This window comes from Comamonas sp. 17RB (assembly GCF_030056555.1).
Lineage (GTDB): Bacteria > Pseudomonadota > Gammaproteobacteria > Burkholderiales > Burkholderiaceae_C > Comamonas > Comamonas terrigena.
Genome location: NZ_JASHHY010000001.1, coordinates 214,606 through 241,339, shown reverse-complemented (window position 1 = coordinate 241,339; position 26,734 = coordinate 214,606). Strand labels below are relative to the sequence as shown.

General features: G+C 66.7%; 19 protein-coding genes. 14 read left to right on the top strand and 5 right to left on the bottom strand.

The features are described 5' to 3' along the window. Nucleotides 1–216 precede the first annotated feature (216 nt). Nucleotides 217–1,059 (bottom strand): PA3715 family protein, encoded by an 843-nt coding sequence (locus QM470_RS01015; protein WP_283337814.1) that lies wholly within the window; start codon nt 1,057–1,059, stop codon nt 217–219. 310 nt (nt 1,060–1,369) lie between these two features. Here QM470_RS01015 and zapE point away from each other — a divergent pair, with 310 nt between their 5' ends. From zapE to QM470_RS01000, 3 genes are all read left to right on the top strand, one after another. After that, entirely contained in the window at nt 1,370–2,467 is a 1,098-nt protein-coding gene (zapE, locus tag QM470_RS01010) for a cell division protein ZapE (RefSeq protein ID WP_066533315.1), read from the top strand. Between the two features lie 6 nt (nt 2,468–2,473). Then, nucleotides 2,474–3,193: a hypothetical protein gene (locus QM470_RS01005; protein WP_283337813.1), complete on the top strand. Its 720-nt coding sequence runs from the start codon at nt 2,474–2,476 to the stop codon at nt 3,191–3,193. Nucleotides 3,194–3,368: 175 nt separating this feature from the next. Beyond that, nucleotides 3,369–5,612 carry an ATP-dependent DNA helicase gene (locus QM470_RS01000; protein ID WP_283337812.1) on the top strand — a complete coding sequence of 748 codons (2,244 nt, stop codon included), beginning with the start codon at nt 3,369–3,371 and terminating at the stop codon, nt 5,610–5,612. A 261-nt stretch (nt 5,613–5,873) separates the two neighbouring features. Here QM470_RS01000 and QM470_RS00995 read toward each other — a convergent pair whose 3' ends face one another. Then, entirely contained in the window at nt 5,874–6,668 is a 795-nt protein-coding gene (locus QM470_RS00995) for an outer membrane protein assembly factor BamD (RefSeq protein ID WP_283338189.1), read from the bottom strand. 165 nt (nt 6,669–6,833) lie between these two features. Between QM470_RS00995 and dnaE the strand changes: the two genes are divergently transcribed. From dnaE to QM470_RS00960, 7 genes are all read left to right on the top strand, one after another. Then, nucleotides 6,834–10,370: a DNA polymerase III subunit alpha gene (gene dnaE / locus QM470_RS00990; protein ID WP_283337811.1), complete on the top strand. Its 3,537-nt coding sequence runs from the start codon at nt 6,834–6,836 to the stop codon at nt 10,368–10,370. A 154-nt stretch (nt 10,371–10,524) separates the two neighbouring features. Further along, complete coding sequence (gene clpS / locus QM470_RS00985) at nt 10,525–10,890, top strand: ATP-dependent Clp protease adapter ClpS (protein ID WP_066532383.1); 366 nt, start codon at nt 10,525–10,527, stop codon at nt 10,888–10,890. Between the two features lie 62 nt (nt 10,891–10,952). Beyond that, nucleotides 10,953–13,292, top strand: a complete 2,340-nt coding sequence (gene clpA, locus QM470_RS00980; RefSeq protein WP_280010719.1) for an ATP-dependent Clp protease ATP-binding subunit ClpA — start codon at nt 10,953–10,955, stop codon at nt 13,290–13,292. Between the two features lie 213 nt (nt 13,293–13,505). After that, on the top strand, nt 13,506–14,960 hold the full coding sequence (cls, locus tag QM470_RS00975) for a cardiolipin synthase (RefSeq protein WP_283337810.1): 1,455 nt from the start codon (nt 13,506–13,508) through the stop codon (nt 14,958–14,960). Nucleotides 14,961–14,966: 6 nt separating this feature from the next. After that, nucleotides 14,967–15,842 (top strand): NAD-dependent protein deacetylase, encoded by an 876-nt coding sequence (locus QM470_RS00970; RefSeq protein ID WP_283337809.1) that lies wholly within the window; start codon nt 14,967–14,969, stop codon nt 15,840–15,842. A gap of 108 nt (nt 15,843–15,950) precedes the next feature. Next, nucleotides 15,951–17,405 carry an exodeoxyribonuclease I gene (sbcB, locus tag QM470_RS00965; RefSeq protein WP_283337808.1) on the top strand — a complete coding sequence of 485 codons (1,455 nt, stop codon included), beginning with the start codon at nt 15,951–15,953 and terminating at the stop codon, nt 17,403–17,405. Between the two features lie 227 nt (nt 17,406–17,632). Further along, a complete protein-coding gene (locus tag QM470_RS00960; protein WP_283337807.1) occupies nt 17,633–18,205 on the top strand; it encodes a DUF3617 domain-containing protein in 573 nt (190 codons plus the stop codon). 138 nt (nt 18,206–18,343) lie between these two features. Here QM470_RS00960 and QM470_RS00955 read toward each other — a convergent pair whose 3' ends face one another. After that, nucleotides 18,344–19,573 carry a spore maturation protein gene (locus QM470_RS00955; RefSeq protein ID WP_283337806.1) on the bottom strand — a complete coding sequence of 410 codons (1,230 nt, stop codon included), beginning with the start codon at nt 19,571–19,573 and terminating at the stop codon, nt 18,344–18,346. A 138-nt stretch (nt 19,574–19,711) separates the two neighbouring features. On the opposite strand from QM470_RS00955, the gene QM470_RS00950 reads away from it, so the two are divergent. Beyond that, entirely contained in the window at nt 19,712–22,183 is a 2,472-nt protein-coding gene (locus QM470_RS00950) for a putative bifunctional diguanylate cyclase/phosphodiesterase (RefSeq protein ID WP_283337805.1), read from the top strand. 66 nt (nt 22,184–22,249) lie between these two features. On the opposite strand, the gene QM470_RS00945 is transcribed toward QM470_RS00950, so the two are convergent. Further along, entirely contained in the window at nt 22,250–23,386 is a 1,137-nt protein-coding gene (locus QM470_RS00945) for a PQQ-dependent sugar dehydrogenase (protein ID WP_502846796.1), read from the bottom strand. A gap of 456 nt (nt 23,387–23,842) precedes the next feature. On the opposite strand from QM470_RS00945, the gene QM470_RS00940 reads away from it, so the two are divergent. From QM470_RS00940 to QM470_RS00930, 3 genes are all read left to right on the top strand, one after another. Then, complete coding sequence (locus QM470_RS00940) at nt 23,843–24,547, top strand: YebC/PmpR family DNA-binding transcriptional regulator (RefSeq protein WP_066532334.1); 705 nt, start codon at nt 23,843–23,845, stop codon at nt 24,545–24,547. A 235-nt stretch (nt 24,548–24,782) separates the two neighbouring features. After that, nucleotides 24,783–25,664: a DUF2189 domain-containing protein gene (locus tag QM470_RS00935; protein ID WP_283337804.1), complete on the top strand. Its 882-nt coding sequence runs from the start codon at nt 24,783–24,785 to the stop codon at nt 25,662–25,664. Nucleotides 25,665–25,741: 77 nt separating this feature from the next. Then, nucleotides 25,742–25,915, top strand: coding sequence for a hypothetical protein (locus QM470_RS00930; protein WP_283337803.1), 174 nt, complete (start codon nt 25,742–25,744; stop codon nt 25,913–25,915). A 157-nt stretch (nt 25,916–26,072) separates the two neighbouring features. Here the strand turns inward: QM470_RS00930 and QM470_RS00925 are convergent, their stop codons facing one another. After that, nucleotides 26,073–26,729: an arylesterase gene (locus tag QM470_RS00925; protein WP_280010711.1), complete on the bottom strand. Its 657-nt coding sequence runs from the start codon at nt 26,727–26,729 to the stop codon at nt 26,073–26,075. Between the last annotated feature and the right edge of the window lie 5 nt (nt 26,730–26,734).

Here is a 26,734-nt window from a genome sequence, read left to right as displayed (position 1 = left end):
ATGCGCTGGGTCAGAGGGCGGGGTGGATGCGTATGCGCATGCACGCACGCAATCTGTGGCGTGACATGGCCTGCTCGCGGTCAGCGCCGTGGCGGGGCGCCGTGCAGCTCACGTCAGGCGGCAAGGGCGGGGTCAGTGCGGCGGGCCGGTGCGGCGGCCTGAGAAGTTGCCTGAGAGACGGCCTGTGCGGCCGCGCAAGGCGCGTGCCGGCAGGTCTTAGCGCAGGTCCGCGGGATACCAGAAGGTGCGGAACATGTCGTGGCCGTAGGAGTGGCCGTCGTAGCGCAGCACGGTGCGTGCGCGGCGCTGGCGGGTCTTCTCGTCCGCGTCGCCATGGACTTCGCTCTGGACAATGCGGGCGGTCAGGGCCAGATCGGCAAAGCCATGGCTGCTGGTCTTTTCCACGGAGACGGTCAGGTGGGCTTCTTCGCTGCGGCTCAGTGCTTCGTTGAGGATGCAGGGCGTGCCCACGATGTTGACCCAGCCACGCAGATTGGTGCCGAGCACCGGGCGCAGTTGCCGGCCTTCGCGCACCCACAGCGTCAGCTCGTGATCAGCGGCGGCGTCGGGACAGCGGGAGCCCAGTGCATCGCTGTGGAACACGGTGCCGAAGGCGCGCACGCCGGGGCGCAGGTGGTAGCGTGCGGTGTCGATGTCGTAGCGGCCCACGGCGGTGGTGGCGTCTTCTTCGATCTGGGAGCGGTGGGCGGCCACGACCTGGCCGGCTTCGACCAGGGCGATGATCTGCAGCTTGTTGCCGTCGCCGCGGGTCTGGCCTTCCAGCAAGGTATCGAAGGCGATGGCGGCGATCGTGGTGTCCGGTGCATCGGGCATGGCCTTGCAGCTGGCCGCTGCAATCAGGCCTCCGGGCTGGTCCCAGCTGACCAGTTTGCCCTGCACGCCTGCCCAGCGCGCCACGGCGGCGACGGTGGCAGGGGCACAGGCCTGGGGCGGCTCGGCGGCCCAAAGGGCGCTGCCCATGGTGGAGAGCAGCAGGCAGGGCACCATGCGGCCCAGGGTGCGCAGCAGCAGGGGAGCGCGAAGAGCAGAGGACGGCATGGGAGGGCGCGGAGGCAACTGGAGTGCGGGAACGGAAGGGAATCGGGCGGGGGGCGTGCAGGCCGGGCGAAGGTGCAGCCAGAGATATCTGCAGGCCGGCAGGGCATGTTGCGGGCCGCTATAGAATAGACAGCATGTCGCAGGCTCGACATGATACCTGCAAGCCTTGGCGAAAGACTTTTTCGCACACTCTGCTCGGACGCTGCCCCCTGGTGGTGCCACGCGTCGGGACCTCCTCGCTCCCTACATTCCGCGACTGGGCCTTGCACAGCAGCATGCTTGAGCCGCGGATCCGAGTTGGAGGTAGATGGTGAATGTGAGACAAGCGTACGAGGCCGAGCTGGCCGCCAAAGGCTTTACGGCCGATCCCGCGCAACTGCGCGCGGTGGATGCGCTGCAGCGCTGTGCGGACGATTGGGCCGCCTACAAATCCCGGCGTTCCAACGCGATCAAGAAGATTTTTTCCAAACCGGAAATTCCCCGCGGTGTGTACATGTACGGCGGGGTGGGGCGTGGCAAGAGCTTTCTGATGGACTGCTTTTTCAACGCTGTCCCCATCCGGCGCAAGGTGCGGCTGCACTTTCACGAATTCATGCGCGAAGTGCACCGGGAGCTGCACCTGCTGCAGGGCACACAGAACCCGCTGGATGCGCTGGGTGCCAAGATCGCCAAGCGCTACAAGCTGATCTGCTTTGACGAATTCCACGTGGCGGACATCACCGACGCCATGATCCTGTACCGTCTGCTGGTGTCGCTGTTCGACAATGGCGTGGGCTTTGTCACCACGTCCAACTTCACGCCCGATGGCCTGTACCCGGGCGGCCTGCACCGCGACCGCATCCTGCCGGCCATCGACCTGCTGAACGAGCGCATGGACGTGGTCAATGTGGACAACGGCACCGACTACCGCTGCCGCACGCTGGAGATGGTGCAGCTCTACCACTGCCCGCTGGGCCCGGAGGCTGACGCGGCCATGCAGGAAGCGTTCGAGCGCCTGGCCGAAGTGCCGGAAGAAAAGCCGGTGTTCATGATCGAGTCGCGCCAGCTCAAGCCGCTGCGCCGTGCCGGTGGTGTGATCTGGTTTGATTTCCGCGAGCTGTGCATGGAGCCGCGCTCGCAGAATGACTACCTGGAAATCGCCACCCAGTTCCATACCGTGCTGCTGTCGAACGTGCCGTTCATGCCGGTGAACATGGCCTCGCCTGCGCGCCGCTTCACCTGGCTGGTGGACGTGCTGTACGACCGGCGCGTCAAACTGATTCTGTCGGCCGCCGTGCCGCCGGAGCAGCTGTACACCGAAGGGCCGTTGGCCCACGAATTTCCGCGTACAGTGTCCCGATTGAACGAAATGCAGTCCCAGGAATTCCTCTCGCTCGAGCGGCGCGAGGTCGATACCGGTCTGACCTGACACACCATGCACACACGCGCTTCTATGTTCCTGCCCCATCTGCTGGCTGCCGTGGTGGCCGTTTCGGCCACGGCCGCACTGGCCCAGCCTGCGCCCGCCGCGCCTCTGCCGGAAGAGGATGCGGCGCGCGCTGCCGCCCTGCAGCACCGCAAGGAGCAGCGGGATGCCGAGCGCCACGAGATCGAGCAGCAGCGCCGCGCCCTGGCCGAGCGCCAGAAGCCGCTGGAAGCCGCCTGCTACCAGAAGTTTGCGGTGGAGGATTGCCTGAGCAAGCTGCGCAGCCAGGCGCGCGAACAGGAAAAGCCGCTGCGCGAACGCGAGCTGCGCCTGAACGATGCCGAGCGCCGGGAAAAGACGGAAGAGCGCCTGCGCAGCATCGACCAGAAGATGAAGGAGCCGCGCCAGCAACCGGCCATACAGGCCACGCCGCGCCAACCCTTGACGCAGCCCGCCAAGCCGGCGCCCAAGCGCACCCAGGAGGATGTGGCGCACGACCGCGCCACCATGGATGCGCAGGCCCAGCAGCGTGCACAGACGCAGTCGCAGCGCGCGCAGTCGCAGCAACGCCAGCAGGCCGAGCATGTGCAGGCCGAAGCCGAACGCCGTAGCAAGGCCCAGGAAGCCGCCAAGCAGACCCAGGAAGAAGCGGCCAAGGCCAAGGCACGCCGCGACAAGGCCGCGGCCGACCGCAAGGGTGCGCCCTTGCCGGTGCCGGGTACGCCCTGATCCGCTCCGGCCGGCGCGCAGCGGTTTTCCTGATGAGAGCGGCGAGCGCGCCTGTGAACCATTGCTCTCTGCAGCTGCTTGGGTGCCAGCAGGGAGGGCTCAGGGATGTACCGGTACACCTGGCCGGGGCCGTGGGGCATAGCGCGGCCCTGTTCCTGCGTTGGAAAGCCTTGGCATGACAGCCCCCCTGATGGACGCTGTGCGCGCCGTGTTTGCGGCCGACGGGGCATTGGCCCGGGCGGAGCCGCATTTTCACCCCCGCGCCGGACAGACCGCCATGGCCGAGGCCGTGGCCCAGACCATTGCCGATTGCGGCGTGCTGGTGGTGGAAGCCGGCACGGGCGTGGGCAAAACCTATTCCTACCTGGTGCCGGCGCTGCTCAGCGGCAAGCGGGTGGTGGTGTCCACGGCCACCAAGGCGCTGCAGGACCAGCTGTTTGTGCGCGATCTGCCCCGGCTGGTGCAAAGCCTGGGTCTGCCGCTGCGCATGGCACGGCTCAAGGGGCGCAGCAGCTATCTGTGCCAGCAACGCCTGCTGCAGGTGCGCCTGGGCAAGCAGCCGCTGGATGCCCAGGTGCTGCGTGCCGTGGCGCGGGTGGAGGACTGGTCGCGTTCCACACGCAGCGGCGACATGGCCGAGCTGCCCGATCTGGCCGAGGATTCGCAGGTGATTCCGCTGGTGACTTCCACGCGAGACAACTGCGTGGGCCGCGAATGTGCGCACTGGCAGGCCTGCCATGTCAATCGCGCACGCCAGCAGGCGCTGGAGGCCGATGTGGCCGTGGTCAACCACCACCTGTTCTTTGCCGACATGGAGGTGCGCGAATCCGGCATGGCGCAGCTGCTGCCCCAGGCAGGGGTGGTGGTGATCGACGAAGCCCACCAGCTGAACGAAACCGGGATCCAGTTTGCCGGCCTGGTGCTCAGCAGCAACCAGCTGCTGGCCTATGCCCGTGATGTGATGCAGGACGCCAGCGACCATGCCCGGGGCATGGCGGACTGGCTGGTGCTGGCCGCGCGCGTGCAGCAGGCCGTGCGCGACTGGCGCCTGGTGGCCAGCACGCACCGCAGCGCACAGCCGCGCCTGCGCTGGCAGGGGCTGGCCCCGGACACCCTGGATGCCGCCCAGTGGCGCGCGGCCACGGTGCACCTGGGACAGGCCCTGCGCGCCGTGGTGCAGGCGCTGGCCGGGGTGCTGGAGATGGCGCCAGCCCTGGTACACCTGCAGGAGCGCGGACAGATGCTGCTGCAGCGGCTGGCGCATTTTGTGCGGCCTGCGCCGGACGATGCCGTGCGCTGGCTGGACGTGGGGCGCCAGCACCTGCGGCTGACCGAATCCCCGCTGAGCATTGCCCGCCTGGTGCGCGAGCAACTGATGGCCGGCCATCCTGCGCTGGAGGTGCGGGCCTTCAGCGATGCGGACCTGGCACCCGGTGGGGCCTGGGCAGAAGTTGCAGAACCGGCTGCTGCAGAACCGCCTGCAAACGAGGACGAGGCCGGGCCGGTGGAGGCCGCGGAATCGGCGGAGCCGGGCGGCGATGCCGTGCTGCCGCCGGTATCTGCCGTGCAGCCGGACCGGCCGCCGACCACATCGCTGACGTCGCCGATCACGCCGGCGGCGGCGGACGCTGCGGCGGCCCACACGGCCTGGATCTTCACCTCTGCCACCCTGGGCCTGGGGGAGGATTTGCGCTGGTTCACCGAGCCTTGCGGCCTGCACGGCGCCCAGGTGCTGCGGGTGGACAGTCCGTTCGATTACGCGCACCAGGCGGCGCTGTATGTGCCCGAAAGCTTTCCGCTGCCCGGTGATGCGCAGCACAGCGATGCCGTGGCCCGGCTGGCTGGGGACGGTGCCGCAGCCCTGGGGGGGCGCACCCTGGTGCTGACCACCACGCTGCGTGCGCTGGAGCAGATCGGGCAGACGCTGCGGGCGCGCTTTGGGCTGCTGGAGCCCATGGATGTGCTGGTGCAGGGGCAAGGCTCCAAGCACGCGCTGATGGAGCGCTTTCGCGCCGGCACGGTGAACGGGCGCGGCTGTGTGCTGGTGGCGTCCAGCACCTTCTGGGAGGGGGTGGACATTCCGGGGGATGCGCTGCAGCTGGTGGTGATCGACAAGCTGCCGTTTCCGCCACCAGACGATCCGCTGGTGGAGGCGCGTTCGCGCCAGCTGGAGCAGTTGGGCCGCAACCCGTTTGACGACTATGTGCTGCCGGAGGCGGCCCTGGCCCTCAAGCAAGGCGCGGGGCGCCTGATCCGCACCGAAACCGACCGGGGCATTCTGGTGGTGACCGATATCCGGCTGCGCACCAAGGGCTATGGCCGCAGCATGGTCGAAGCGCTGCCGCCCATGCGCCGCCTGGGCACGGAGGCCGCGTGGAAAGAGGCCTTGCAGGCGCTGCGGAGCCCGGCGCCGCTGTAGGGCGGGCCCGCGCCGGGGCGCAAGCGGTCAAGGTTGCAAGTTCTCAAGGTCGGAGGGCCCGGGGCCGGACTGCCAGGCTACGGCCTTGCCGTGGAGAGGGACATTCCCGGATGGTTTTCCCATGGTCACGCATGACCACGTATGGCCACACGGTGCGCCTGACACCCTGCACCCATGCACCATGAAAAAAGCCCATGCGCAAGGGCATGGGCTTGGGGTGTGCAGAGGAATGCTCTGGTTAGCCAGCAGTAGCGCGGCGGCTTACCAGAACTTCCACCAGGGCGCGCTCTTGCGGCGCTGGGCCGTGGTTTCCTGGGCCGCAGGGTAGGTGCTTTCCAGCACGCGCCTGGCGTCATCGCGCAGCTGGTCCATGCCCAGCTTGTCGTAGGAGTTGACCAGGATCTCCAGCGCTTCCTTGATGGCGGGCACGCCTTCGTATTCGGTGATGGCGGTCTGGGCGCGGGCAATGGCAGCCACATAGGCACCACGCGAGTAGTAGTAGCGCGCCACATGCACTTCGTACTGGGCCAGCGAGTTGACGATATAGGTCATGCGCTGGCGGGAATCGGCGGCGTAGCGCGAATCGGGGAAGCGGTTGACCAGCTCGTTGAAGGCTTCGAACGAATCCTTGGCGGCCTTCTGGTCACGCTCGGACAGGTCCTGGCGCGACAGCCACGAGAACAGGCCCAGGTTTTCGTTGAAATTGACCAAGCCCTTCAGGTACAGCGCGTAGTCGAGGGCCGGGCTGGCAGGGTGCAGCTTGATGAAGCGGTCCAGCGTGGCAATGGCCTGGGCCTTGTCGCCGGCCTTGTACTGTGCGTAGGCCTTGTCGATCTGGGCCTGCTGGGCCAGCGGGGTGCCGGCAGCGCGGCCTTCCAGCTTTTCAAACAGTGGCACGGCCTTGTCGTAGCCGCCGCCATTGAGCTCTTCCTTGGCCTCGGTGTAGATGCGGTCGGGCGTCCACTTGGCGGTCGGGTCTTCCTTGGTCGTATTGCATCCGGCCAGCAGGCCGGCAGCCAGCAGGGCGGCGAACAGGGGCAGGCGGTGACGGGGCAGAGAAGACAGCATGCGGACAGGAGATGTGTACATAAGTTTCTGGCAAGGGCACCGTTGCGGGCCACTGGTTGGGAGGCATTGTAGCGGCAGGCCAAGGGCCCCTTCGTCGCAGGTTATGACGCAGTGTCGGCGTGGAGGCTGCCGGGCCTTCCTACAATGGCGTCCATGTTTGTTCACCTGCGCCTGCACACCGAGTTTTCCGTCGTCGACGGGACCTGCCGTATTGACGATGCCATCAAGGCGGCGGCTGCCGACGGGCAGCCCGCCATGGCCATCACCGACCTGAACAATATGTTCGGCGGGCTGAAGTTCTACAAGTCCGGACGGGGCAAAGGGGTCAAGCCCATTCTGGGCGCCGAGCTGATCATGGAAGGCGAGGGTGGTGCGCCCGGGCCGCGTGTGCTGGTGCTGGTGCAAAGCACGCTGGGCTACCACAATCTGTCGGAAATCCTGGCCCGGGGCTGGACCGGCAATGTGCCGCGCGGTCAGGCCCAGGCGCAGAGCAAATGGGAATGGCTGCAGGAGCTGGGCGAGGGCCTGATCTTGCTGTCCGGTGCCAATGCCGGCCCGGTGGGCCAGGCCCTGCAGCGTGGCGACAAGGACGGAGCCGCGCGCGAAGCGCTGCGCATGGCCAGCCTGTTTCCGCACCGCTTCTACCTGGAGCTGCAACGTGCCGGTCGCCCGGAGGACGAGAGCCTGGTGGCGCAGACCGTGCAGCTGGCGGCGCGGCTGAACCTGCCGGTGGTGGCCACACACCCGGTGCAGTTTTTCAAGCCCGGTGATTTCGAATCCCATGAAGCGCGGGTGTGCATTGCCGAGGGCGAGGTGCTGGGCAATACCAAGCGCGTCAAGCGCTTTACCCGGGAGCAGTACCTCAAGAGCAGCGCCGAGATGCAGGCGCTGTTTGCCGATGTGCCGTCGGCGCTGGAAAACACCGTGGAAATCGCCCGCCGCTGCAGCGTGACGCTGCTGCTGGGCAAAAACTTTCTGCCGGACTTCCCCACGCCCAACGGCATGCCGGCCGAAGACTATTTCCGCCATGCCTCCTACGAGGGCCTGGAGGAGCGCCTGCAGCTGCTGTTCCCGCACGAGGCCAAGCGCCAGGCAGCCCGACCGCAGTATGTGGAGCGGCTGGAGTTCGAGCTGGGCATCATCTTGAAGATGGGGTTCCCGGGCTACTTCCTGATCGTGGCGGACTTCATCAACTGGGCCAAGAACAACGGCTGCCCGGTGGGGCCGGGCCGTGGTTCGGGTGCCGGTTCGCTGGTGGCCTATGTGCTGAAGATCACCGACCTGGACCCCATCCACTACAACCTGCTGTTCGAACGTTTTCTGAACCCCGAACGCGTGTCCATGCCTGACTTTGACGTGGACTTCTGCCAGGCCAACCGCGACCGCGTGATCGATTACGTGAAGGACCGCTACGGCCGCAATGCCGTCAGCCAGATCGCCACCTTCGGCACCATGGCCGCGCGCGCGGCCATCCGCGACGTGGGCCGGGTGCTGGACCTGAGCTATAACTTCTGTGACGGCATCTCCAAGCTGGTGCCCAACAAGCCGGGCCTGCACGTCACGCTGAAGTACCCGCCCAATCCGCGCAAGGAGAACGACAAGTACACCTATGCGGTGGATGAGCAGGCACTGGCCGAACGTCTGGAAAAAGAAGAAGACGTGAAGATGCTGATCGAGATGGCGCAAAAGCTCGAAGGCATGTGCCGCAACATCGGCATGCACGCCGGGGGCGTGGTGATTGCGCCCGGCAAGCTGACCGACTTCTGCCCGCTGTACCAGCAGCCCGGCAGCGATTCGGCCGTGGCCATGTACGACAAGGACGATGTGGAGCAGATCGGCCTGGTGAAGTTCGACTTCTTGGGTCTGGCCACGCTGACCATCCTGGAGATCGCGCGCGAATTCATCATGAAGCGCCACAAGGGGCAGGAGAACTTCAAGTTCGAAGAAATTCCGCTGGACGACTACCCCACCTACAAGCTGTTCCAGGAAGGCAAGACCGAAGCCGTCTTCCAGTTTGAATCCCGCGGCATGCAGGGCATGCTGCGCGACGCCAAGCCGTCGCGCCTGGAAGACCTGATTGCGCTGAACGCGCTGTACCGTCCGGGCCCCATGGACCTGATTCCGTCCTTCGTGGCCCGCAAGCACGGCCGCGAAGAGATCGAATACCCCCACCCGCTGGTGGAGCAGGTGCTGGCCGAGACCTACGGCATCATGGTCTACCAGGAGCAGGTGATGCAGACGGCCCAGGTGCTGGGCGGCTACTCGCTTGGCGGCGCCGACTTGCTGCGCCGCGCCATGGGCAAGAAAAAAGTCGAGGAGATGGTCAAGCACCGCGGCATCTTCCGCGAGGGTGCGGCCAAGAAGGGCATCAGCCAGGACAAGGCCGACGAGGTCTTCGACCTGATGGAGAAGTTCGCGGGCTACGGCTTCAACAAGTCGCACGCGGCCGCCTATTCGCTGCTGGCCTACCACACGGGCTGGCTCAAGGTGCACTACACGGCGGAGTTCTTCTGCGGGAACATGACCGTGGAAATGGACGACACCGACAAGCTCAAGGTGCTGTACGAAGATGCGCTGAAGATGGGCCTGACCTTCGAGCCGCCGGATGTGAACCGCGGCGTCTACCGCTTCGAGCCGGTGACGGACAAGGTGATCCGCTACGGCCTGGGCGCCATCAAGGGCACGGGCCAGCAGGCGATCGAAGCCATCATCGCGGCGCGCGACGGCCAGGGCGTGGGGCCGAACGGCCACATCAAGGGCCCGTTCACCAGCCTGTTCGATTTCTGTGTGCGGGTGGACCGATCGCGCCTGAACAAGCGCACCTTGGAAGCGCTGATCAAGGCCGGTGCGTTCGACGCCATTCACCGGGACCGCGCGGCGCTGTCGGCTTCGGTGGACACGGCGTTCGAGTTTGCCAATGCGACGCTGGCCAATGCCAACCAGGGCGGCCTGTTCGACATGATGGGCGACGATGCCGTGGGCTCCAGCACCCAGGAGCCGCCGCTGGCCGAGGTGCTGCCCTGGGGCATCAAGGAGCGCCTGACCCTGGAAAAGACAGCGGTGGGCTTCTACCTGTCCGGCCACCTGTTCGACGAGGTCGAGGCCGAGGTGCGCCGCTTTGTGCGCACCCCGCTGGCCGATCTGGGGGACAGCCGCGAGCCGCAGGTGCTGGTGGGCATCGTCAGCGACCTGCGCGTGATCAACAGCCAGCGCGGCAAGCTGTGCCTGTTCAAGCTGGACGACAAGTCCGGCGTGATTGAGGCGTCGGTGGACGAAGCCACGCTCAACGCCCACAAGGACCTGCTCAAGGACGACGAGTTCGTGGTGCTGACGGCGCGGGTGCAGCAGGACCGCTTCAGCGGCGGCCTGCGTGCCAAGGTGCAGAAGGTCTGGGGTCTGGCCGATGCCCGCTGCCGCTTTGGCCGCTACCTGCAGGTCAGCACCACCGAAAAAATGCCCGATGTCCAGCGCCTGCTGCGTGAATTCCCCGCCAAACGGGAGGACACCGAGCACGGCAGCATCCAGCACGGGCTGAAGGTGCGCCTGGGCGTGCGCTGCCAGTCGGAGCTGGGCGCGGCGCTGGTCGAGGTGCAGCTGGGCGATGACAGCCGCTTCTTCCCCAGCGATGCGGCGCTGGCCGCCTGGTGCGCCGAGGCGGGCAGCGGGCACAGCACGGTCGTCTACGAGTAAGAAAACGGCCATCTTGTCGGCGCTACCATTGGCCTTATCTGTACGCCATGCCACCGTTGGTAGGAGAGCTTGTGCTGTCCTACAAATGCTTGCATATCGTCCCTCTGTTTTTGGTCTGAAGGCGACTCAAAATACGCCCGAAGCCGTCGCTACAATGAATTCCATGGCTACCGAACAACCTCCTATTCAACCTCCCAAGCCCCAGCTTCCACGCGAAGAGGGCGGTGGTTCGGTCGTGCTGGAGCGGCGCACCCAGAAGGTCGCCCCGCCACCGATGTACCAGGTGGTGATGCTCAACGACGATTTCACCCCGATGGAGTTCGTGATCGTGGTGTTGCAGGAATTTTTTGGAAAAGACCGCGAGGCGGCCACCCAGATCATGCTCAAGATCCACCTGGACGGTCGGGGCGTTTGCGGGGTGTATTCCCGCGATGTGGCCTCCACCAAGGTGGAACAGGTGTTACAGGCAGCCAACAAGGCCGGTCATCCGCTGCAGGCTGTCAGCGAGCCTATTGAATAACTGCCGATCGCCCCGATTTCAGAGTAGATTTACACAACTGGCAAGCGCAAAGGAGCCACTACATGATTGCCCAGGAACTGGAAGTCAGCTTGCACATGGCATTCGTCGAGGCGCGTCAGCAGCGCCACGAATTCATCACGGTGGAGCACCTGCTGCTTGCCCTGCTGGATAACCCCAGCGCGGCGGAAGTCTTGCGTGCCTGCTCTGCGAACATCGATGACCTGCGTGCTTCGCTGACCAACTTCATCAAAGACAACACGCCTCAGGTCGCTGGTACCGAGGAAGTGGATACACAACCCACGCTGGGCTTCCAGCGGGTGATCCAACGCGCCATCATGCATGTGCAGTCCACAGGCAATGGCAAGAAGGAAGTGACCGGCGCCAACGTGCTGGTGGCCATCTTCGGCGAAAAAGACTCCCATGCCGTGTACTACCTGCACCAGCAGGGTGTGACGCGCCTGGATGTGGTCAATTTCATTGCCCACGGCATCAAGAAGAGCGAACCCCCGGAACCGGCCAAGGCAGACACGCCCATGGACGGCGATGAGGGCATGGGCAGCGACCGCAATGAAAAGGCCTCGCCGCTGGAGCAGTACACGCTGAACCTGAACCAGGCGGCCAAGGACGGCAAGATCGATCCGCTGATCGGGCGCGAGTACGAAGTCGAGCGCACGATCCAGATCCTGTGCCGCCGCCGCAAGAACAACCCGCTGCTGGTGGGCGAGGCTGGCGTGGGCAAGACGGCGATCGCTGAAGGCCTGGCATGGCGCATCACCGAGGGCACGGTGCCCGAGGTGCTGGCCGAAGCCAATGTCTATTCGCTGGACATGGGTGCACTGCTGGCCGGGACCAAGTACCGCGGTGACTTCGAGCAGCGCCTCAAGGGCGTGCTCAAGTCGCTCAAGGACAAGCCCAACGCCATCCTGTTCATTGACGAAATCCACACCTTGATCGGTGCCGGTGCGGCATCGGGCGGCACGCTGGACGCGTCCAATCTGCTCAAGCCGGCGCTGTCCAGCGGCCAGCTCAAGTGCATCGGCGCGACCACGTTCACGGAGTACCGCGGCATCTTCGAAAAAGACGCTGCGCTGTCCCGCCGCTTCCAGAAAGTGGATGTGGTCGAGCCGACCGTGCAGGAAACCGTGGACATCCTCAAGGGCCTCAAGAGCCGCTTTGAAGAGCACCACGGCGTGAAGTACGCCACGGCCGCACTGCAGGCTGCGGCCGAGCTGTCGGCCAAGTACATCAACGACCGCCATCTGCCGGACAAGGCCATCGACGTGATCGACGAAGCCGGTGCTGCCCAGCGCATCCAGCTGGCCAGCAAGCGCAAGAAGACCATCGGCCGCGCCGAGATCGAAGAGATCGTGGCCAAGATCGCCCGCATTCCGCCGGCCAATGTCTCCAACGACGACCGCAGCAAGCTGCAGACGCTGGAGCGCGACCTCAAGAGTGTGGTGTTCGGCCAGGACAAGGCCCTGGAAGTGCTGGCATCGGCCGTCAAGATGGCCCGCTCGGGTCTGGGCAAGCCGGAAAAGCCGATCGGCTCTTTCCTGTTCTCCGGCCCCACCGGCGTCGGCAAGACGGAAGCCGCCAAGCAGCTGGCCTACATCCTGGGCGTGGACCTGATCCGTTTCGACATGTCTGAGTACATGGAGCGCCATGCGGTCAGCCGCCTGATCGGCGCGCCTCCCGGCTATGTGGGCTACGACCAGGGCGGTCTGCTGACCGAGGCCATCACCAAGAAGCCGCACTCCGTGCTGCTGCTGGATGAAATCGAGAAGGCACACCCGGACATCTTCAACGTGCTGCTGCAGGTCATGGACCACGGCACGCTGACGGACAACAACGGACGCAAGGCCGACTTCCGCAACGTGATCATCATCATGACCACCAATGCGGGTGCCGAGACCATGAACAAGGCCACCATCGGCTTCACCAACCCGCGCCAGGCCGGGGACGAAATGGGCGACATCAAGCGCCTGTTCACCCCCGAGTTCCGCAACCGCCTGGATGCGACGGTGAGCTTCAAGCCGCTGGACGAGCAGGTCATCCTGCGCGTGGTGGACAAGTTCCTGTTGCAACTGGAGCAGCAGCTGGCCGAGAAGAAGGTGGAAGTCACGTTCACCGACACCTTGCGCAAGCACCTGGCCAAGACGGGCTTCGATCCGCTGATGGGCGCCCGCCCGATGCAGCGCCTGATCCAGGACACCATCCGCCGCTCGCTGGCCGACGAACTGCTGTTCGGCCGCCTGACCGACGGTGGCCGCCTGGAGGTGGACTGGATTGCCGACGCCAACGAAGGCAAGGGCGATGTCCAGCTGGACATCTCTCCGCTGCCCAAGAAGGAGCGCAGCAAGTCGGAGCCGGCCGAGCCGGAAGAGGCTGCTGCAGCGGATTGATGCAGTTCCAGTGCGTATAGCGTGCGACAAAACCGGCAGCAGGTCTGCCGGTTTTTTTGTGTCTGCAGGCGCGGTGGTGCAGCCTGGCTGGCGGCGCGGTGCTGACACTGGCACGGCGGATTTGTCGGCATACTCTGGCCTGCCACGGTGCAGTCTGCCTGCGCCGCTTCGGCCTTGTGGGCGTGCCGTGCGCCTGTCTCCTGGGAGCTTTGTGTGGATTGGATTGCGTCGTACCTCACGCACCACAACCTGATGCTGCTGCTGTCCGTGGTCTGGACGGCCTATGTGGTGGTGGTCGGGGTCTGGATCTTGCTGCAGCGCCGCGCGCCGGTGGCCACGCTGAGCTGGTTGCTGTCCATGGCGGTGATCCCGGTGGTCGGGATTGGCGTGTACTACTTTCTGGGGCCACGCCGGCTCAAGCGCCAGCGACTGCGGCGCTTGCGCAGCCGGCGCAAGTCGCGTGCGCGCAGCAGTATTGCCCGCCTGCGCGAGAAAGTGCCCCAGGCGCCGGACCGGCTGCAGCAGGTGGTCAAGCTGGTCACGGCGTCCACCCATTTCCCGATCAGCACGGCCGACGAGGTGGAGCTGCTGGTGGGCGGGGCGGCCACCTTCGACTCCATCATGGACGCGGTGCGTGCGGCCCGCCACCATGTGCACCTGGAGTACTACATCTTCGAGCCTGACAAGACCGGGCTGGCGCTGCTGGCGCTGCTGCAGGAAAAAGCCCGTGCCGGCGTGAAGGTGCGGCTGCTGGTGGATGCGCTGGGCTCCAAGAATCTGGGGCGCCAGCACTACCAGCCGCTGGAAGAGGCCGGGGCAGAGTTTGCCCTGTTCCACCCGACCAAGCTGGGCCGCCGCGTGCGGCCGGTGATCAACTTCCGCACCCACCGCAAGATCGTGGTCATCGACGGCTGCATCGGTTACACCGGCGGCGTCAACATCACCGACGAGGAAGACCGCCGCATTCTGCCGGACGCCTACCACGATGTGCATGTGCGCCTGGCGGGGCCGGTGGTCAACTGGCTGCAGACCGTGTTTCTGGAAGACTGGGCCTATGCGCTGGACTACAACCGCCGCAACGAACCCAGCGACTTCGAAAACATCCTGCCGGAGCTGCCCGAGGGCAAGCAGGTGGTGCAGATTATGGCGTCCGGCCCGGACAGCAGCATGGAAGCCATCCACCGCGTGCATGTGGCGGCCATCCATGCCGCGGCCAAGCGCCTGTGGCTGACCACGCCGTACTTTGTGCCCACCGAAGCCAGCATGCTGGCGCTGACCAATGCGGCGCTGCGGGGGGTGGATGTCTGCCTGCTGGTGCCCGAAAAATCCGATTCGCAGCTGGTGACGGCGGCGGCACGGTCCTATTTCGACGAGCTGATCAGCTGCGGCGTGAAGGTGTTCGAGTACCAGGCCAGCATGCTGCATTCCAAGACCATGCTGGTGGATGACTTCATGGGCATCATCGGCACGGCCAATTTCGACAACCGCAGCTTTCGCCTGAACTACGAGGTCTGCGCCATTGCCTATGGCGAAGCCTTCAACGGCAAGCTGGCCACCCAGTTCCAGGAAGACCTGAAGCTGGCACGCCGCGTGGGCTATGCACGGCCGCAGCCGTTCTGGCAGCGGCTGTTCGATTCCGCCGCGCGGCTGTGTTCCCCCTTGCTGTAACGCACCATGCACTACGCTTTGAGAGACCAGCCGGTCGATGTGCCCGCCGCGACGCCCGCGCAGTTGCTGGACTGGGCGCGCCAGCACCCACGCTGGCTGGTGATCACCGGTGCAGGCTGCAGCACCGAGGTGGGCATTCCGGACTACCGCGACCAGGCCGGGCAGTGGAAGCGCCCGCAACCCGTGACCTACCAGGCCTTCATGGGCGATGCGCTGGTGCGCCAGCGCTACTGGGCGCGCAGCCTGGTGGGCTGGCGGGTGATGGGCCATGCCCGGCCCGGGGCCGCCCACCATGCGCTGGCGGCGCTGGAGGACGCCGGCCATGTGCAGCTGCTGCTGACCCAGAATGTGGACGGCCTGCACAGCGCCGCCGGCAGCCGCAAGGTGCTGGATCTGCATGGCCGCATCGACACCGTGCGCTGCCTGGACTGCGGCCACCGCTTTGCGCGGACCGACTGGCAGCGCGCGCTGGAGGCCCTGAATCCCGACTGGGTGCAGCTGCAGGCCCGTACCGCACCGGATGGCGATGCCGATCTCGACGGACTGCCGTTTGCCGAGTTCCGCATTCCTCCCTGTCCGCACTGCGGCACCGGCGTGCTCAAGCCCGATGTGGTGTTCTTTGGCGAGAGCGTGCCGCGCGAGCGGGTGCAGCGCGGCCTGGACACCCTGGCCCAGGTGGATGGGGTGCTGGTGGCCGGTTCTTCGCTGATGGTGTATTCGGGCTTTCGCTTTGTGCAGGCGGCGGCCGCTGCCGGGCTGCCGGTGCTGGCCATCAACCAGGGACGCACACGGGCCGATGCGCTGCTGGCGGCCAAGCTGCAGGCCGATGTGGGACAGTCCTTGCAGGCGCTGGCCCAGGGGCTGGGGGCCGAGGGCGGCTGATAGAACGGACACGGCTGACTGGGGCGGGGGCGTTGCCGATGCCCGACACGGTGCAGCGCAGCGCCCGGCAGGCCGGGAGCGCCTGCGCTTGCAGGCATACTCGCCCCCATGGCTGAATCCGCTTCCCTCACTTTTCTGTGGCACGACTACGAGACCTTCGGTGCCAATCCCCGCTATGACCGCCCGGCGCAGTTTGCGGCCATCCGCACCGACATGGAGCTCAACGAAGTCGGCGAGCCGCTGATGTTCTACTGCCAGCCGGCCCCGGATTACCTGCCCGATCCCCAGTCCTGCCTGATCACCGGCATCACCCCCCAGCAATGCCTGGAAGAGGGCGTGCCGGAGGTGGAGTTTGCCAACCGCATCGAAGCCGCGTTCAGCCAGCCGGGCACCGTGGGCGTGGGCTACAACACCATCCGCTTTGACGACGAGGTGACGCGCTTTCTGTTCTGGCGCAACCTGATCGACCCCTATGCCCGGGAATGGCAGAACGACTGCAGCCGCTGGGACCTGCTGGATGTGGTGCGCATGGTCTACGCGCTGCGCCCGGACGGCATCCAGTGGCCGAAGAAGGAAGACGGCAGCCCCAGCTTCAAGCTGGAAGATCTGGCCCGCGCCAACGGCCTGCTGCACGCGCAGGCCCACGATGCGCTCAGCGACGTGCGCGCCACCATTGCGCTGGCGCGGCTGATCCGCCAGGCACAGCCCAAGCTGTTTGAATTTGCCTTTGCCCTGCGCAAGAAGGACCGGGTGCTGCACGAGATGGGCCTGCCTGCCGTGCAGGTCGATGCGCGGCCTTTTCTGCACGTGAGCGGCATGATCCGCCCCGAGCGCGGCTGCATTGCCATGATGTGGCCGCTGGCCCAGCACCCGACCAACAAGAACGAGGTGATCTGCTGGGACCTGAATGCCGACCCGTCCGAGCTGGCCAGCCTGGACGCCGAGCAGCTGCGCCTGCGCCTGTTCACGCGCCAGGCCGATCTGCCGGAAGGCGTGCAGCGCCTGCCGATCAAGAGCATCCACATCAACAAGTCGCCGATGGTGGTGCGCAATCTGAAGACGCTGTCGCCCGAGATGGCGGCCCGCTGGGGCCTGGACATGGCGCAGTGCATCGAACATGCCGTGGCCGCACGCGCGCTGCCGGACATGAGTGCGCTATGGAAGCAGGTGTACCAGCGCCAGGACGGCCATGGCCCGCAGGATGTGGACCAGGATCTGTACAACGGCTTTGTCGGCCCCAACGACCGCCGCCACCTGAACCAGCTGCGCGGCCTGAACCCGCAGGAGCTGGCGGTCAGCCGCATGGGCTTTGACGACAAGCGCCTGCCCGAGCTGGTGTTCCGCTGGCGTGCCCGCAACTGGCCGCAGACGCTGAACCCGCAGGAGCAGGTCCGCTGGGAGCAGCTGCGTGCAGCCTTCCTGGTGGAAGGCCAGGGCGGTACCCGCACGGCCGAGCAGATGTTTGCCCAGATTGACGATCTGTCGGAAAACGCCAGCGAGCAGGGGGAGGAGATCCTGGGCATGCTGTACGACTACGCCGAAAGCATTGTTCCGGAGATGTGAGCGGGTGGGCAGGCATGCCCCGGCGCCGCCACCACCCCACAACCATCCAGGGCCATCCGCGGCGGGGTGTGGGGGCCGGGCCACGCTGATTCGGCCATTTGTCTTATAGGATTTCCCTTGGAGGCCCGCCTTTTCTATAGTCGGTTTCCATGTCCTGTCCTTTGTTCCTGACGTGGTTGCCGCGCATGGCTACGGCCGTGCGGCCGCTTGGCGCGACGGGATGGCGCATGGCCGCAGGGGCAGTGTGCCTGGGGGTGGTACTGACACAGGTCCAGGCCCAGACGGTGCGCCCCGGGCTGTGGGAGTTCGAAGGCCGGCAGTCGCAACTGCGCCAGAGCAGCGGGCAGACGGTGGACATGCAGAAGATCAACCAGCAGCTGGAAACCCAGTTGCTGGGCATGGAGCCCGGCGTGCGCCGCATGCTGGAGGACAACCTGCGCAGCGCGGGGGTGGTGGTGGACCGGGGGCGCAGCCAGTTGCTGTGCGTGCCGCCCGACCAGATCCAGCTGGCACGGCTGGTCGAGCGCCAGCAGCAGGAGGGCTGCACCTTCACCCTGCAGGAGCGCGGTGCCGATTTTGTGCGCGGCCAGCTGAAATGTACCGAGCCGCGGGGGCAGGGCAGCCATGTGGCATCGGTCATCACGCCCGAGCGGCTGAGCACCCGCACCGAGCTGAAGATCCCGCAGGGCCAGCTGATCATCACCGCTTCCGCCCAATGGATTGCCGCCGACTGCGGCAATGCCGCCGAGGTGGGCCGCCAGCGGCAGCAGGAGCGCTCGCTGTTCGGCGGGGGCAAGTAGGGCGGTGCACCGGCGGCTTGGGTCATCAGGGCTGTGCCTGCGGTGGCCTACACACCTCTGCCGTGGATGTGAGGTGACCTGTGCAGTACGCCTGGAGGGTGCCTCCGGCGGGCGCGGGGCCCGTCCGGAGGATGTGATTCAGCCAAAGAACCGGTAGCAGACCACGATGGCGGCCACCACACCGGCCAGCTCGGCAATCAGGGCGCAGGGCACGGCGTGGCGTGCACGCTGTATGCCCACGGCACCAAAGTACACGGCCAGCACATAGAAGGTGGTTTCGGTGCTGCCCTGGATGGTGGCGGCGGCCAGGGCGGCAAAGCTGTCCACGCCCTGGGTCTGCATGGTCTCGATCAGCATGGCACGCGCCGCGCTGCCGGAAAACGGTTTGACCAGGGCCGTAGGCAGGGCGTCCACAAAGCGGGTGTCCATGCCCAGCACGTCCACGACCCAGCGGATGCCGTCCAGCGCATAGCCCAGCGCGCCCGAGGCGCGGAACACGCCCACGGCGCAGAGCATGGCCACCAGATAGGGCAGCAGGCCCTTGGCCACGTCAAACCCTTCCTTGGCCCCGGCGATGAAGCTGTCGTAGACGGCGACCTTCCTCCAGGCGCCCAGGCAGACGAACAGCAGCACCAGGGCGAACAAGGTCAGATTGCCCAGCAGCGCCGACAGGCTGGCCAGCGCGGCGGCGCTCAGCGTGCTCAGCAGCGCCATGAAGCCGGCCAGGCCCAGGGCCACCGGCAGCAGATAGGCCAGCACCACCGGGCTGAACAGCGGCAGGCGCTGCACCAGGGCCACGGCCAGCAGGCCGGCCAGCGTGGAGCAGCTGGTGGCCAGCAGAATCGGCAGGAACACCAGCGTGGGGTCGGGCGCGCCTTGCTGCATGCGGTACATGAAGATGGTGACCGGCAGCAGCGTCAGCGACGAGGCGTTGAGCACCAGGAACAGGATCTGCGCATTGGTGGCGGTGTCGGGCCGGGGGTTGAGCGTCTGCAGCTCCTGCATGGCCTTGAGCCCCATGGGCGTAGCGGCGTTGTCCAGCCCCAGGCCGTTGGCGGCAAAGTTCAGCGTGATCAGGCCCAGCGCCGGGTGGCCGCGCGGCACTTCGGGCATCAGCTTGCCAAACAGCGGACCCAGCACCTTGGCCAGCCATTGCACCACGCCGGCCTGTTCGGCAATGCGCAGAAAGCCCAGCCACAGTGTGAGCGTGCCGAACAGCAGCACCATCACTTCGACCGACAGCTTGGCCATGGCAAACAGCGCCTGCACCATGTTGGCAAACACCTGGGCCTGGCCGCCCAGCAGCCACTGCGCGGCTGCGGCCACGGCGGCAATCACAAAAAAGCCCAGCCACAGGGCGTTGAGCATGGAAGTTCTCCCTCAGGGCAGATGTCATGGGTCTTGGACGCCGCCATTGTCGCGCGGCGCACAGGGCGTGCCGATCGTCACCGGCGTGTAACAAGAAGTTTTCACAATCGGCGCACGCGCAACGCTCCCTTTGTGATCTTGACCACTGTTTCATCTTCTTTCCCTGCCGCCGCACGCCTGTGGGCCGGGCCCCGTGGGTTCTATGGCGCGGCGCTGGGCCGTGTGGGGGGCGCTATTTCCGGTTGGCCGCTGCTGCGCTGGGCGCCGCCGGTGCTGGTGCTGACCGCGCTGGCGCTGTCCTGGTGGTTCACCAGCCAACGCCTGCAGTCGCAGGAGGACCAGCTGTGGGAGGCTGCCCTGAGCCAGCAGGCTGCCGTGGCGGCCAGCCTGCAGGAGAGCCTGGTGCAGGCGGTGGACAAAGGCCACTTGATGGCCCTGATTGCAGCGGAGGCGCTGGACGGTGCACCGCAGGAGGTGGCCCAGACCCGCCGCCGCCTGCTGGCCATGCAGGCGGCCGACCCCACCTTGCTGCGCTTTGCGGTGCTGGACGCGCAGGGCGAGCGCCTGCTCAGCTCCACGCCGGTGCAGGACGGCGTGGCGCAGCTGCCGCTGGTGGACCCGGCCCTGTTGCGCAGTGCCGCGCGCCAGCAGAGCCCGGCCGCGCGCCAGGTGCAGGTGCTGCCGGTGTTGCCAGGGGGCAAGGAATTCGTTCCCGACACGCCCAACGTGCGACCTGTGTCCCTGCTGCTGGGCATGCCGCCGGCCTGGGCGGCGCAGGGGGATGCGCTGAGCCAGGTGCCGTCGCCAGGCGGCTTTTTGCTGCAGGCCATCGATCTGGTGCATTTCCTGGGCCCGTACCGGGGGGCGGACATGCACACGGGCACCCACATCCAGGTGTTGGCGCCGGATGGCAGCGTGTTGGCGGCCATGCAAGACCATGCGCTGCTGGCGTCGCCGCCCGGTCAGCGTCAGGCGGTGCTGGCCCAGCAGCCCGGTGTGCAGGGCCATGGCCGGCTGCGGCTGGACGACCAGCAGCTGCATCTGGTCAGCTGGCGGCGCAATGCCGGCACCCCGTTCACCGTGGTCGTCAGCCAGGACCTGCCCCGGCTGCTGGCCGAGCACCGCGCCAACAGCCGGCGTGCATGGGGACTGCTGGCGCTGCTGACGGCCATCACCTTGCTGGCCACCTTGGCGCTGGCCCGGGTGCTGGGGCGGCAGCACCACCTGTTCCAGGCGCTGTCGGTGGCAGACGCCAAGAACCAGTCGTTGATCGAGCAGCTGGAGCAGGAAAAAATCCGTGCGCTGGAGCTGGCGGGCAGCGACCACCTGACGGGACTGCACAACCGCCGCATGTTCAACGAGCTGGTGGCCAGCCACCTGGCGCTGGCGCGGCGCAGCCCCAAGCACTACGCGCTGCTGTACCTGGACCTGGACCGCTTCAAGCAGATCAACGACAGCCTGGGCCACCATGTGGGCGATTTGCTGCTGCAGGCCGTGGCCCAGCGCCTGCGTTCCCTGGTGCGCGGCAGCGACATCATCGGCCGCATGGGGGGCGACGAGTTTGCCGTGCTGGTCACCGCCATGGAGCAGCTGGCCGACATGGACCAACTGGCCAGCAAGCTGGTGGCCCAGCTCAGCCAGCCCTATGTGGGCCTGGACGGGCACAGCCTGCAGCTGAGCCCCAGCATCGGGATCGCCTTCTTCCCGCGCGACGGCCATGACGTGGCCACGCTGTGCCAGCACGCGGACATGGCCATGTACGCCTCCAAGCGCGCGGGGCGGGGGCGTGCCACCTATTACGACACCCAGCTCAACCCGGCCGACGACCGCGGCTGGCAGCTGGAGCGCGAGCTGGCGCAGGCCATTGCCGGCGAGCAGCTGGTGCTGCATTTCCAGCCCAAGGTGCGGCTGGAGGACTGCCGCATCGAAGGTTTCGAGGCCCTGGTGCGCTGGCAGCACCCGGCTTTCGGGCTGATCTACCCCGGAGAATTCATTGCCCTGGCCGAGAAGAACGGCCTGATCGCCGAGCTGGGGGACTGGGTGATACGCGCCTGCTGCCAGCAGGCGGCGGCCTGGCGCCAGCAGGGGCTGGACACGGTGCCGATTGCCGTCAATGTGTCGGCCCTGCAGCTGCGCGACACGGCGTTTCCCACGCGCATGGCCACCTATCTGCAGCAGTACGGCGTGCGGGCCAGCGACCTGGAGCTGGAAATCACCGAAAGCTGCCTGGTAGAGCCCGTGGACCTGGCGGTGCGGGTGCTCAACCAGCTGGAGGGCATGGGCATGCGCATCGGCCTGGACGACTTCGGCACTGGTTTTTCCAGCCTGAGCCAGATCCGCCACCTGCCCATCGACACCATCAAGCTGGACCGCTCGTTTGTGGACGACATCCGCTCAAGCCCCGAGGCCGGGGTGCTGGTGACGTCCATCATCACGCTGGCCCACAACCTGAAGATGCGGGTAGTGGCCGAAGGGGTGGAGCTGCGCGACCAGCTGGTCTACCTGAAGACCGCCGGCTGCGATGCGGCCCAGGGCTACATCCTCAGCCGCCCCGTGCCGGCGCAGGAGACGCAGCGGCTGCTGCGCCAGGGCATTCTGGAGCCGGCATGAAGGCCGGCCGTCCCTGCGGCGCCTGCGGCCGATAGGGGGCGGGCACAGGCACGCCCCTTCACGCGCTTACGGTGTCGTCGTTGTCAAGCGCAGCAACTGCCCATCCGGGGCATCGGTCAGCACATACAGCCAGCCGTCCGGGCCCTGGCGCACATCGCGCACGCGCTGGCCCAGGCCGGGCAGCAGTTTTTCGTGGGCCACCAGACGGTCGCCGTCGAACTTCAGCCGCTCCAGCATGCGCGACTTGAGCGCGCCCACCACCAGCGAGCCCTGCCAGTCCGCACCATAGCGGCTGCTGCTGACCCAGGCCAGTCCGGACGGTGCGATCGACGGCACCCAGTAGTGCAGCGGTTGTTCCATGCCGTTCTGGCGGGTGATGCCGGCGCCGATCTTGCCGCCGCCGTAGTTCTCGCCATAGGTGATCACCGGCCAGCCGTAGTTTTTGCCGGACTGGACACGGTTGACTTCGTCGCCGCCCTGGGGGCCGTGCTCGTGCATCCACAGCTGGCCGTCGGGGGCCAGCACCGCGCCCTGCGGGCTACGGTGGCCCCAGCTCCAGATGGCGGGCAGGGCATCGGCGCGGCCAACGAAGGGGTTGTCGGCGGGGATGCTGCCGTCCTTGCCCACGCGCACGATCTTGCCCAGGTGGCTGCGCAGGTTCTGCGCCTCTTCCTTGTAGAGGGAGCGTTCGCCCAGCGTCAGGAACAGGCTGCCGTCCGGCTTGCCGTTCACCATGCGCTCCACGATGCGGCAGCCAAAGTGCAGGGCGCTGTCGTACTTGGGCTGCTGCTCGAAAATCACCTGTACCTGCTGCAGGGCAGTGGCGTCGGCGTTCAGCGTGGCACGGGCCAGGGCGGTGCCGTTCTTGCCGGCATCCGCGCCGGTGCCGGGCTGGCTGTAGCAAAAATACAGCTGGCGGTTCTGGGCAAAGCCGCTGTCCAGCACCACGTCCAGCAGGCCACCCTGGCCGCGCGCCACCACCGGCGGCACGCCGGTCAGCGGCGGGTTCAGCCGGCCATCGCTTTGCACCACGCGCATGCGGCCGGGGCGCTCGGTCACCAGGTAGCGGCCATCGGGCAAAAAGGCCAGTGCCCAGGGGTGTTCCAGGCCCTGGGCCACGGTCACCGCCTGCAGCGCGCGTGCGGCGGCGGTGCTGGGCGTGGTGGCCGGCTTGGACGGTCCCACGGGCTGGGCCAGCGCCATGCTGGCGCCCAGGGCACCGGCCAGGCACAGTGCGGGCCGCAGCAGGCGCAGGCGGGAGGTCGGCCAGGAATCAGGGCCGGAAAAAGGGAGTGAAAAGGGGGAAGGAAACGGTCGGGGATGGGTCATGGGCACTCCAAAAGCACAGGGTATGTCGCAGGACGCAGGTCGGCCCATTGTGGCGGCCGCGCGGTGGACGCCTTGCGGATTGCGCCTGCGGCGTGCCGGGGAATACGCCCGCCGGGGTGCGGATGGGGCGGCGCCGGAGGGGCGCAGCGGTAAAAAATCCGAGTCGCCGCCGTGGATCGCTGCGGCAGCACACGCCCGCACCGGGCCAGCGGGTGTATAAAGTCGGCTGCACAGAGCGCTGCGGCGCTTGACCGAAGGCGCGGCCATGGAGTTCCTGGACGCGCCTTTGTTGTTCCCCTCTACATCCCTGCATACAAAGGAATCGCACCCATGGGCGCGCAATGGAAAGCCAAGGGCAAGGCCCTGGTCGCCGATGCCAAAGGCAAGCTGTTTGGCAAACTGGTCAAGGAAATCACCGTCGCGGCCCGTCTGGGCGGCGGCGACCCCGGCTCCAATTCGCGTCTGCGCATGGCCATTGAAGCGGCCCGCAAGGCTTCCATGCCCAAGGACACGCTGGACCGTGCGATCAAGAAGGGCTCCGGCGCCGGCGCCGATGCGGTGAACTATTCCAGCGTGCTGTTCGAAGGCTACGGCCCCCAGCGCGTGCCGGTGATGGTCGAGTGCCTGACCGACAACCCCAACCGCACGGCCCCCAATATGCGCGTGTGCTTCCGCAAGGGCCAGCTGACGGCCGTGGCCTGGGACTTTGACCATGTGGGCATGATCGAAGGTGAAGCCGAAGGCGGCGCCGACGTGGAAATGGCCGCCATCGAAGCTGGCGCCCAGGATTTTGAAGCCGGCGAAGAAGAGGGCGTGACCCTGTTCATCACCGACACCACCGACCTGGACACCGTGGCCAAGGCGCTGCCGGCCCAGGGCATCAAGGTGCTGTCCGCCAAGCTGGGCTACAAGGCCAAGAACCCCGTCAGCATGGGCAGCCTGTCCGCCGAAGCGCAGGAAGAAGTGCAGACCTTCCTGGCCGGTCTGGAGAACGACGACGACGTGCAACACGTGTTCGTGGGTCTGGTGGACTGAGGATTTAAGCCTCCAAAAAAGGGAACCCTTCGGGTTCCCTTTTTTCTTTGCGGGGCCGCGCAGAGGGGCCTGCTGCACCGCCATGCCATCCGGCGGGTGCGGTGCAGCACGGTGCACTAGCGTTTTTTCGTAGTGCGGATACAAGGCGGGCCGATTAAGGTGGGGGCAGCCCTGTGTGTCAGCGGCCATTCCCCGTGGACGGTGCGGGAAGGCCTGTGCCTTGAGGAGGTGTGCCATGCCCCTGTCGCCCGCTGAGGATTCCCACAATGAACGGCCCGGCCAGGAATGGCCCAGCCAGGAGCGGCCCGGCGCGGCTGCGCCCGGTGCGGCGCCACCCGTGCAGCTGCAGGCCCTGCGCTGGGGGGACCCCTGGCGCTGGCTGGGGGCCGGCGCGCGGGATGTGCGGCGTGCCTGGGGCGTGGCGCTGTTTTACGGGCTGTGTTTCTGGGGCATGGCGCTGTGCCTGGCCTGGGTGTTCAGCGCCAGTCCGGAGTATGTGATGTCCATGGCCAGCGGCTGCCTGCTGCTGGGACCGTTTCTGGCCATGGGGCTGTACGACACCAGCCGCCGGCTGGAGCGGGGCGAGGCGCCGGATCTGGGCCGCTCCATCACCGCCTGGGACCGCAATCTGGGCGGCATGGGCATGCTGGTGCTGGTGCTGATCGTGCTGGAGCTGCTGTGGGGGCGGGCCTCGCTGGTGGTGTTTGCGGTGTTTTTCGACACCGGCATGCCGTCCACCACCGGGGTGCTGCAGGCCATCTTCCGGCCGGAGAACTGGGAGTTCATTGCGGTGTACGCAGCGGTGGGCGGCACGTTTGCGCTGCTGGTGTTCGGCACCACGGCCGTGTCCATGCCCATGATGCTGGACCGGGGCACGGACGCGCTGACGGCCGGCCTGACCAGCATGCAGGTGGTGCTGGGCAATCTGGGCATGATGCTGGTCTGGGGCGCGCTGATTGCCGCGCTGGTGGGCGCGTCCTTCCTGGTGCTGTGGGGGCTGCCGCTGCTGCTGGTGGGGCCGCTGCTCGGTTGCGCCAGCTGGCATGCCTACCGCAGCGCGGTGGTGCCGCTACCGTACACACCGTCCACAACACCAGCACCGGAGGCAGTGCCTTAAGATGGACTGCGGCCCGCTGCCGGGCAACTTGGTGCAATATCCACCCATACAACTTCCATTGATAACGAAAGAACGCATTGGCTACACCCAACTACGGATACGAGAAACGACAGCGCGAGCTGGCCAAGAAGCAGAAAAAAGAAGAAAAACTGCGCGAGAAGGCCCAGCGCAAGCAGTCGGACACGGATGCCCCCCATTCGGGCGATGCGCCTGCATCCTCGGATGAGGGTGCAGCGCCGACGGCAAGCTGAACGGGCACCGCTCCACCATGGCCTGAAGCTGCCGTTGTGCAGTGTGGGGTGGGCGTTGCTGCGCAGCCAGCGCGCCCAGGGTGGTGAAGGACAAAGGCCGGGGGTGACGTGACGTCACCCCCGGCCTTTGTCGTTGTGCGCGCCGATGGTGCAGGGTTCAGCCCAGCAGGCCTCGGAGGGTGGGCCAGACGTTGTCCAGCATCAGCGGCTGGGCTTCTGCACGGGGGTGGATGCGGTCGGCCTGGAACAGCGCGGCGGCATTGGGAATATCGGCCACGCCTTTGAGGAGGAACGGTACCAGCGGCGTGCGCGTGTCCTGTGCCACCCGGGTGTAGATCTGGGCAAAGTCCCGCCCGTAGCTGGCGCCGTAGTTGGGGGGCATCTGCATGCCCACCAGCAGGCCTTTGGCGCCGCTTTCCTTGCTGACCTGCAGCATCAGGCGCAGATTCTCTTCGGTCTGCTGCAGCGGCAGGCCGCGCAGCGCGTCGTTGCCCCCCAGCTCGATCACCACGATCTGCGGCTGGTGCTGCTTGAGCAGTGCGGGCAGGCGCGAGCGCCCGCCGGCGGTGGTTTCACCGCTGATGCTGGCGTTGACCACACTGGCGTTCGGGTGTTGCTGCGCCAGGCGCTGCTCCAGCAGCGTGACCCAGCCGGTGCCGCGTGCCAGGCCATATTCGGCGCTGAGCGAGTCGCCCAGGATCAGGATCTTGCGTGCGGCCGTTTTGCCCTGTGCCAGCGCCGGCGATAGCCAGAGTGCAGCGGCGGCGCCCGCAAGCGCGATACAGTGGCGACGGTGGCGGTGCAAAGGGTGCATGGCTT

Coding starts and splice junctions, on each gene's coding strand:
- clpS (WP_066532383.1), top strand. CDS start 10,525: ATGAATTCCATGGCTACCGAACAACCTCCTATTCAACCTCCCAAGCCC.
- QM470_RS00955 (WP_283337806.1), bottom strand. CDS start 19,573: ATGCTCAACGCCCTGTGGCTGGGCTTTTTTGTGATTGCCGCCGTGGCC.
- dnaE (WP_283337811.1), top strand. CDS start 6,834: ATGTTTGTTCACCTGCGCCTGCACACCGAGTTTTCCGTCGTCGACGGG.
- QM470_RS01000 (WP_283337812.1), top strand. CDS start 3,369: ATGACAGCCCCCCTGATGGACGCTGTGCGCGCCGTGTTTGCGGCCGAC.
- QM470_RS00970 (WP_283337809.1), top strand. CDS start 14,967: ATGCACTACGCTTTGAGAGACCAGCCGGTCGATGTGCCCGCCGCGACG.
- QM470_RS01015 (WP_283337814.1), bottom strand. CDS start 1,059: ATGCCGTCCTCTGCTCTTCGCGCTCCCCTGCTGCTGCGCACCCTGGGC.
- QM470_RS00940 (WP_066532334.1), top strand. CDS start 23,843: ATGGGCGCGCAATGGAAAGCCAAGGGCAAGGCCCTGGTCGCCGATGCC.
- QM470_RS00935 (WP_283337804.1), top strand. CDS start 24,783: ATGCCCCTGTCGCCCGCTGAGGATTCCCACAATGAACGGCCCGGCCAG.
- QM470_RS00960 (WP_283337807.1), top strand. CDS start 17,633: ATGGCCGCAGGGGCAGTGTGCCTGGGGGTGGTACTGACACAGGTCCAG.
- QM470_RS01005 (WP_283337813.1), top strand. CDS start 2,474: ATGCACACACGCGCTTCTATGTTCCTGCCCCATCTGCTGGCTGCCGTG.
- QM470_RS00925 (WP_280010711.1), bottom strand. CDS start 26,729: ATGCACCCTTTGCACCGCCACCGTCGCCACTGTATCGCGCTTGCGGGC.
- sbcB (WP_283337808.1), top strand. CDS start 15,951: ATGGCTGAATCCGCTTCCCTCACTTTTCTGTGGCACGACTACGAGACC.
- QM470_RS00945 (WP_502846796.1), bottom strand. CDS start 23,386: ATGGCGCTGGCCCAGCCCGTGGGACCGTCCAAGCCGGCCACCACGCCC.
- clpA (WP_280010719.1), top strand. CDS start 10,953: ATGATTGCCCAGGAACTGGAAGTCAGCTTGCACATGGCATTCGTCGAG.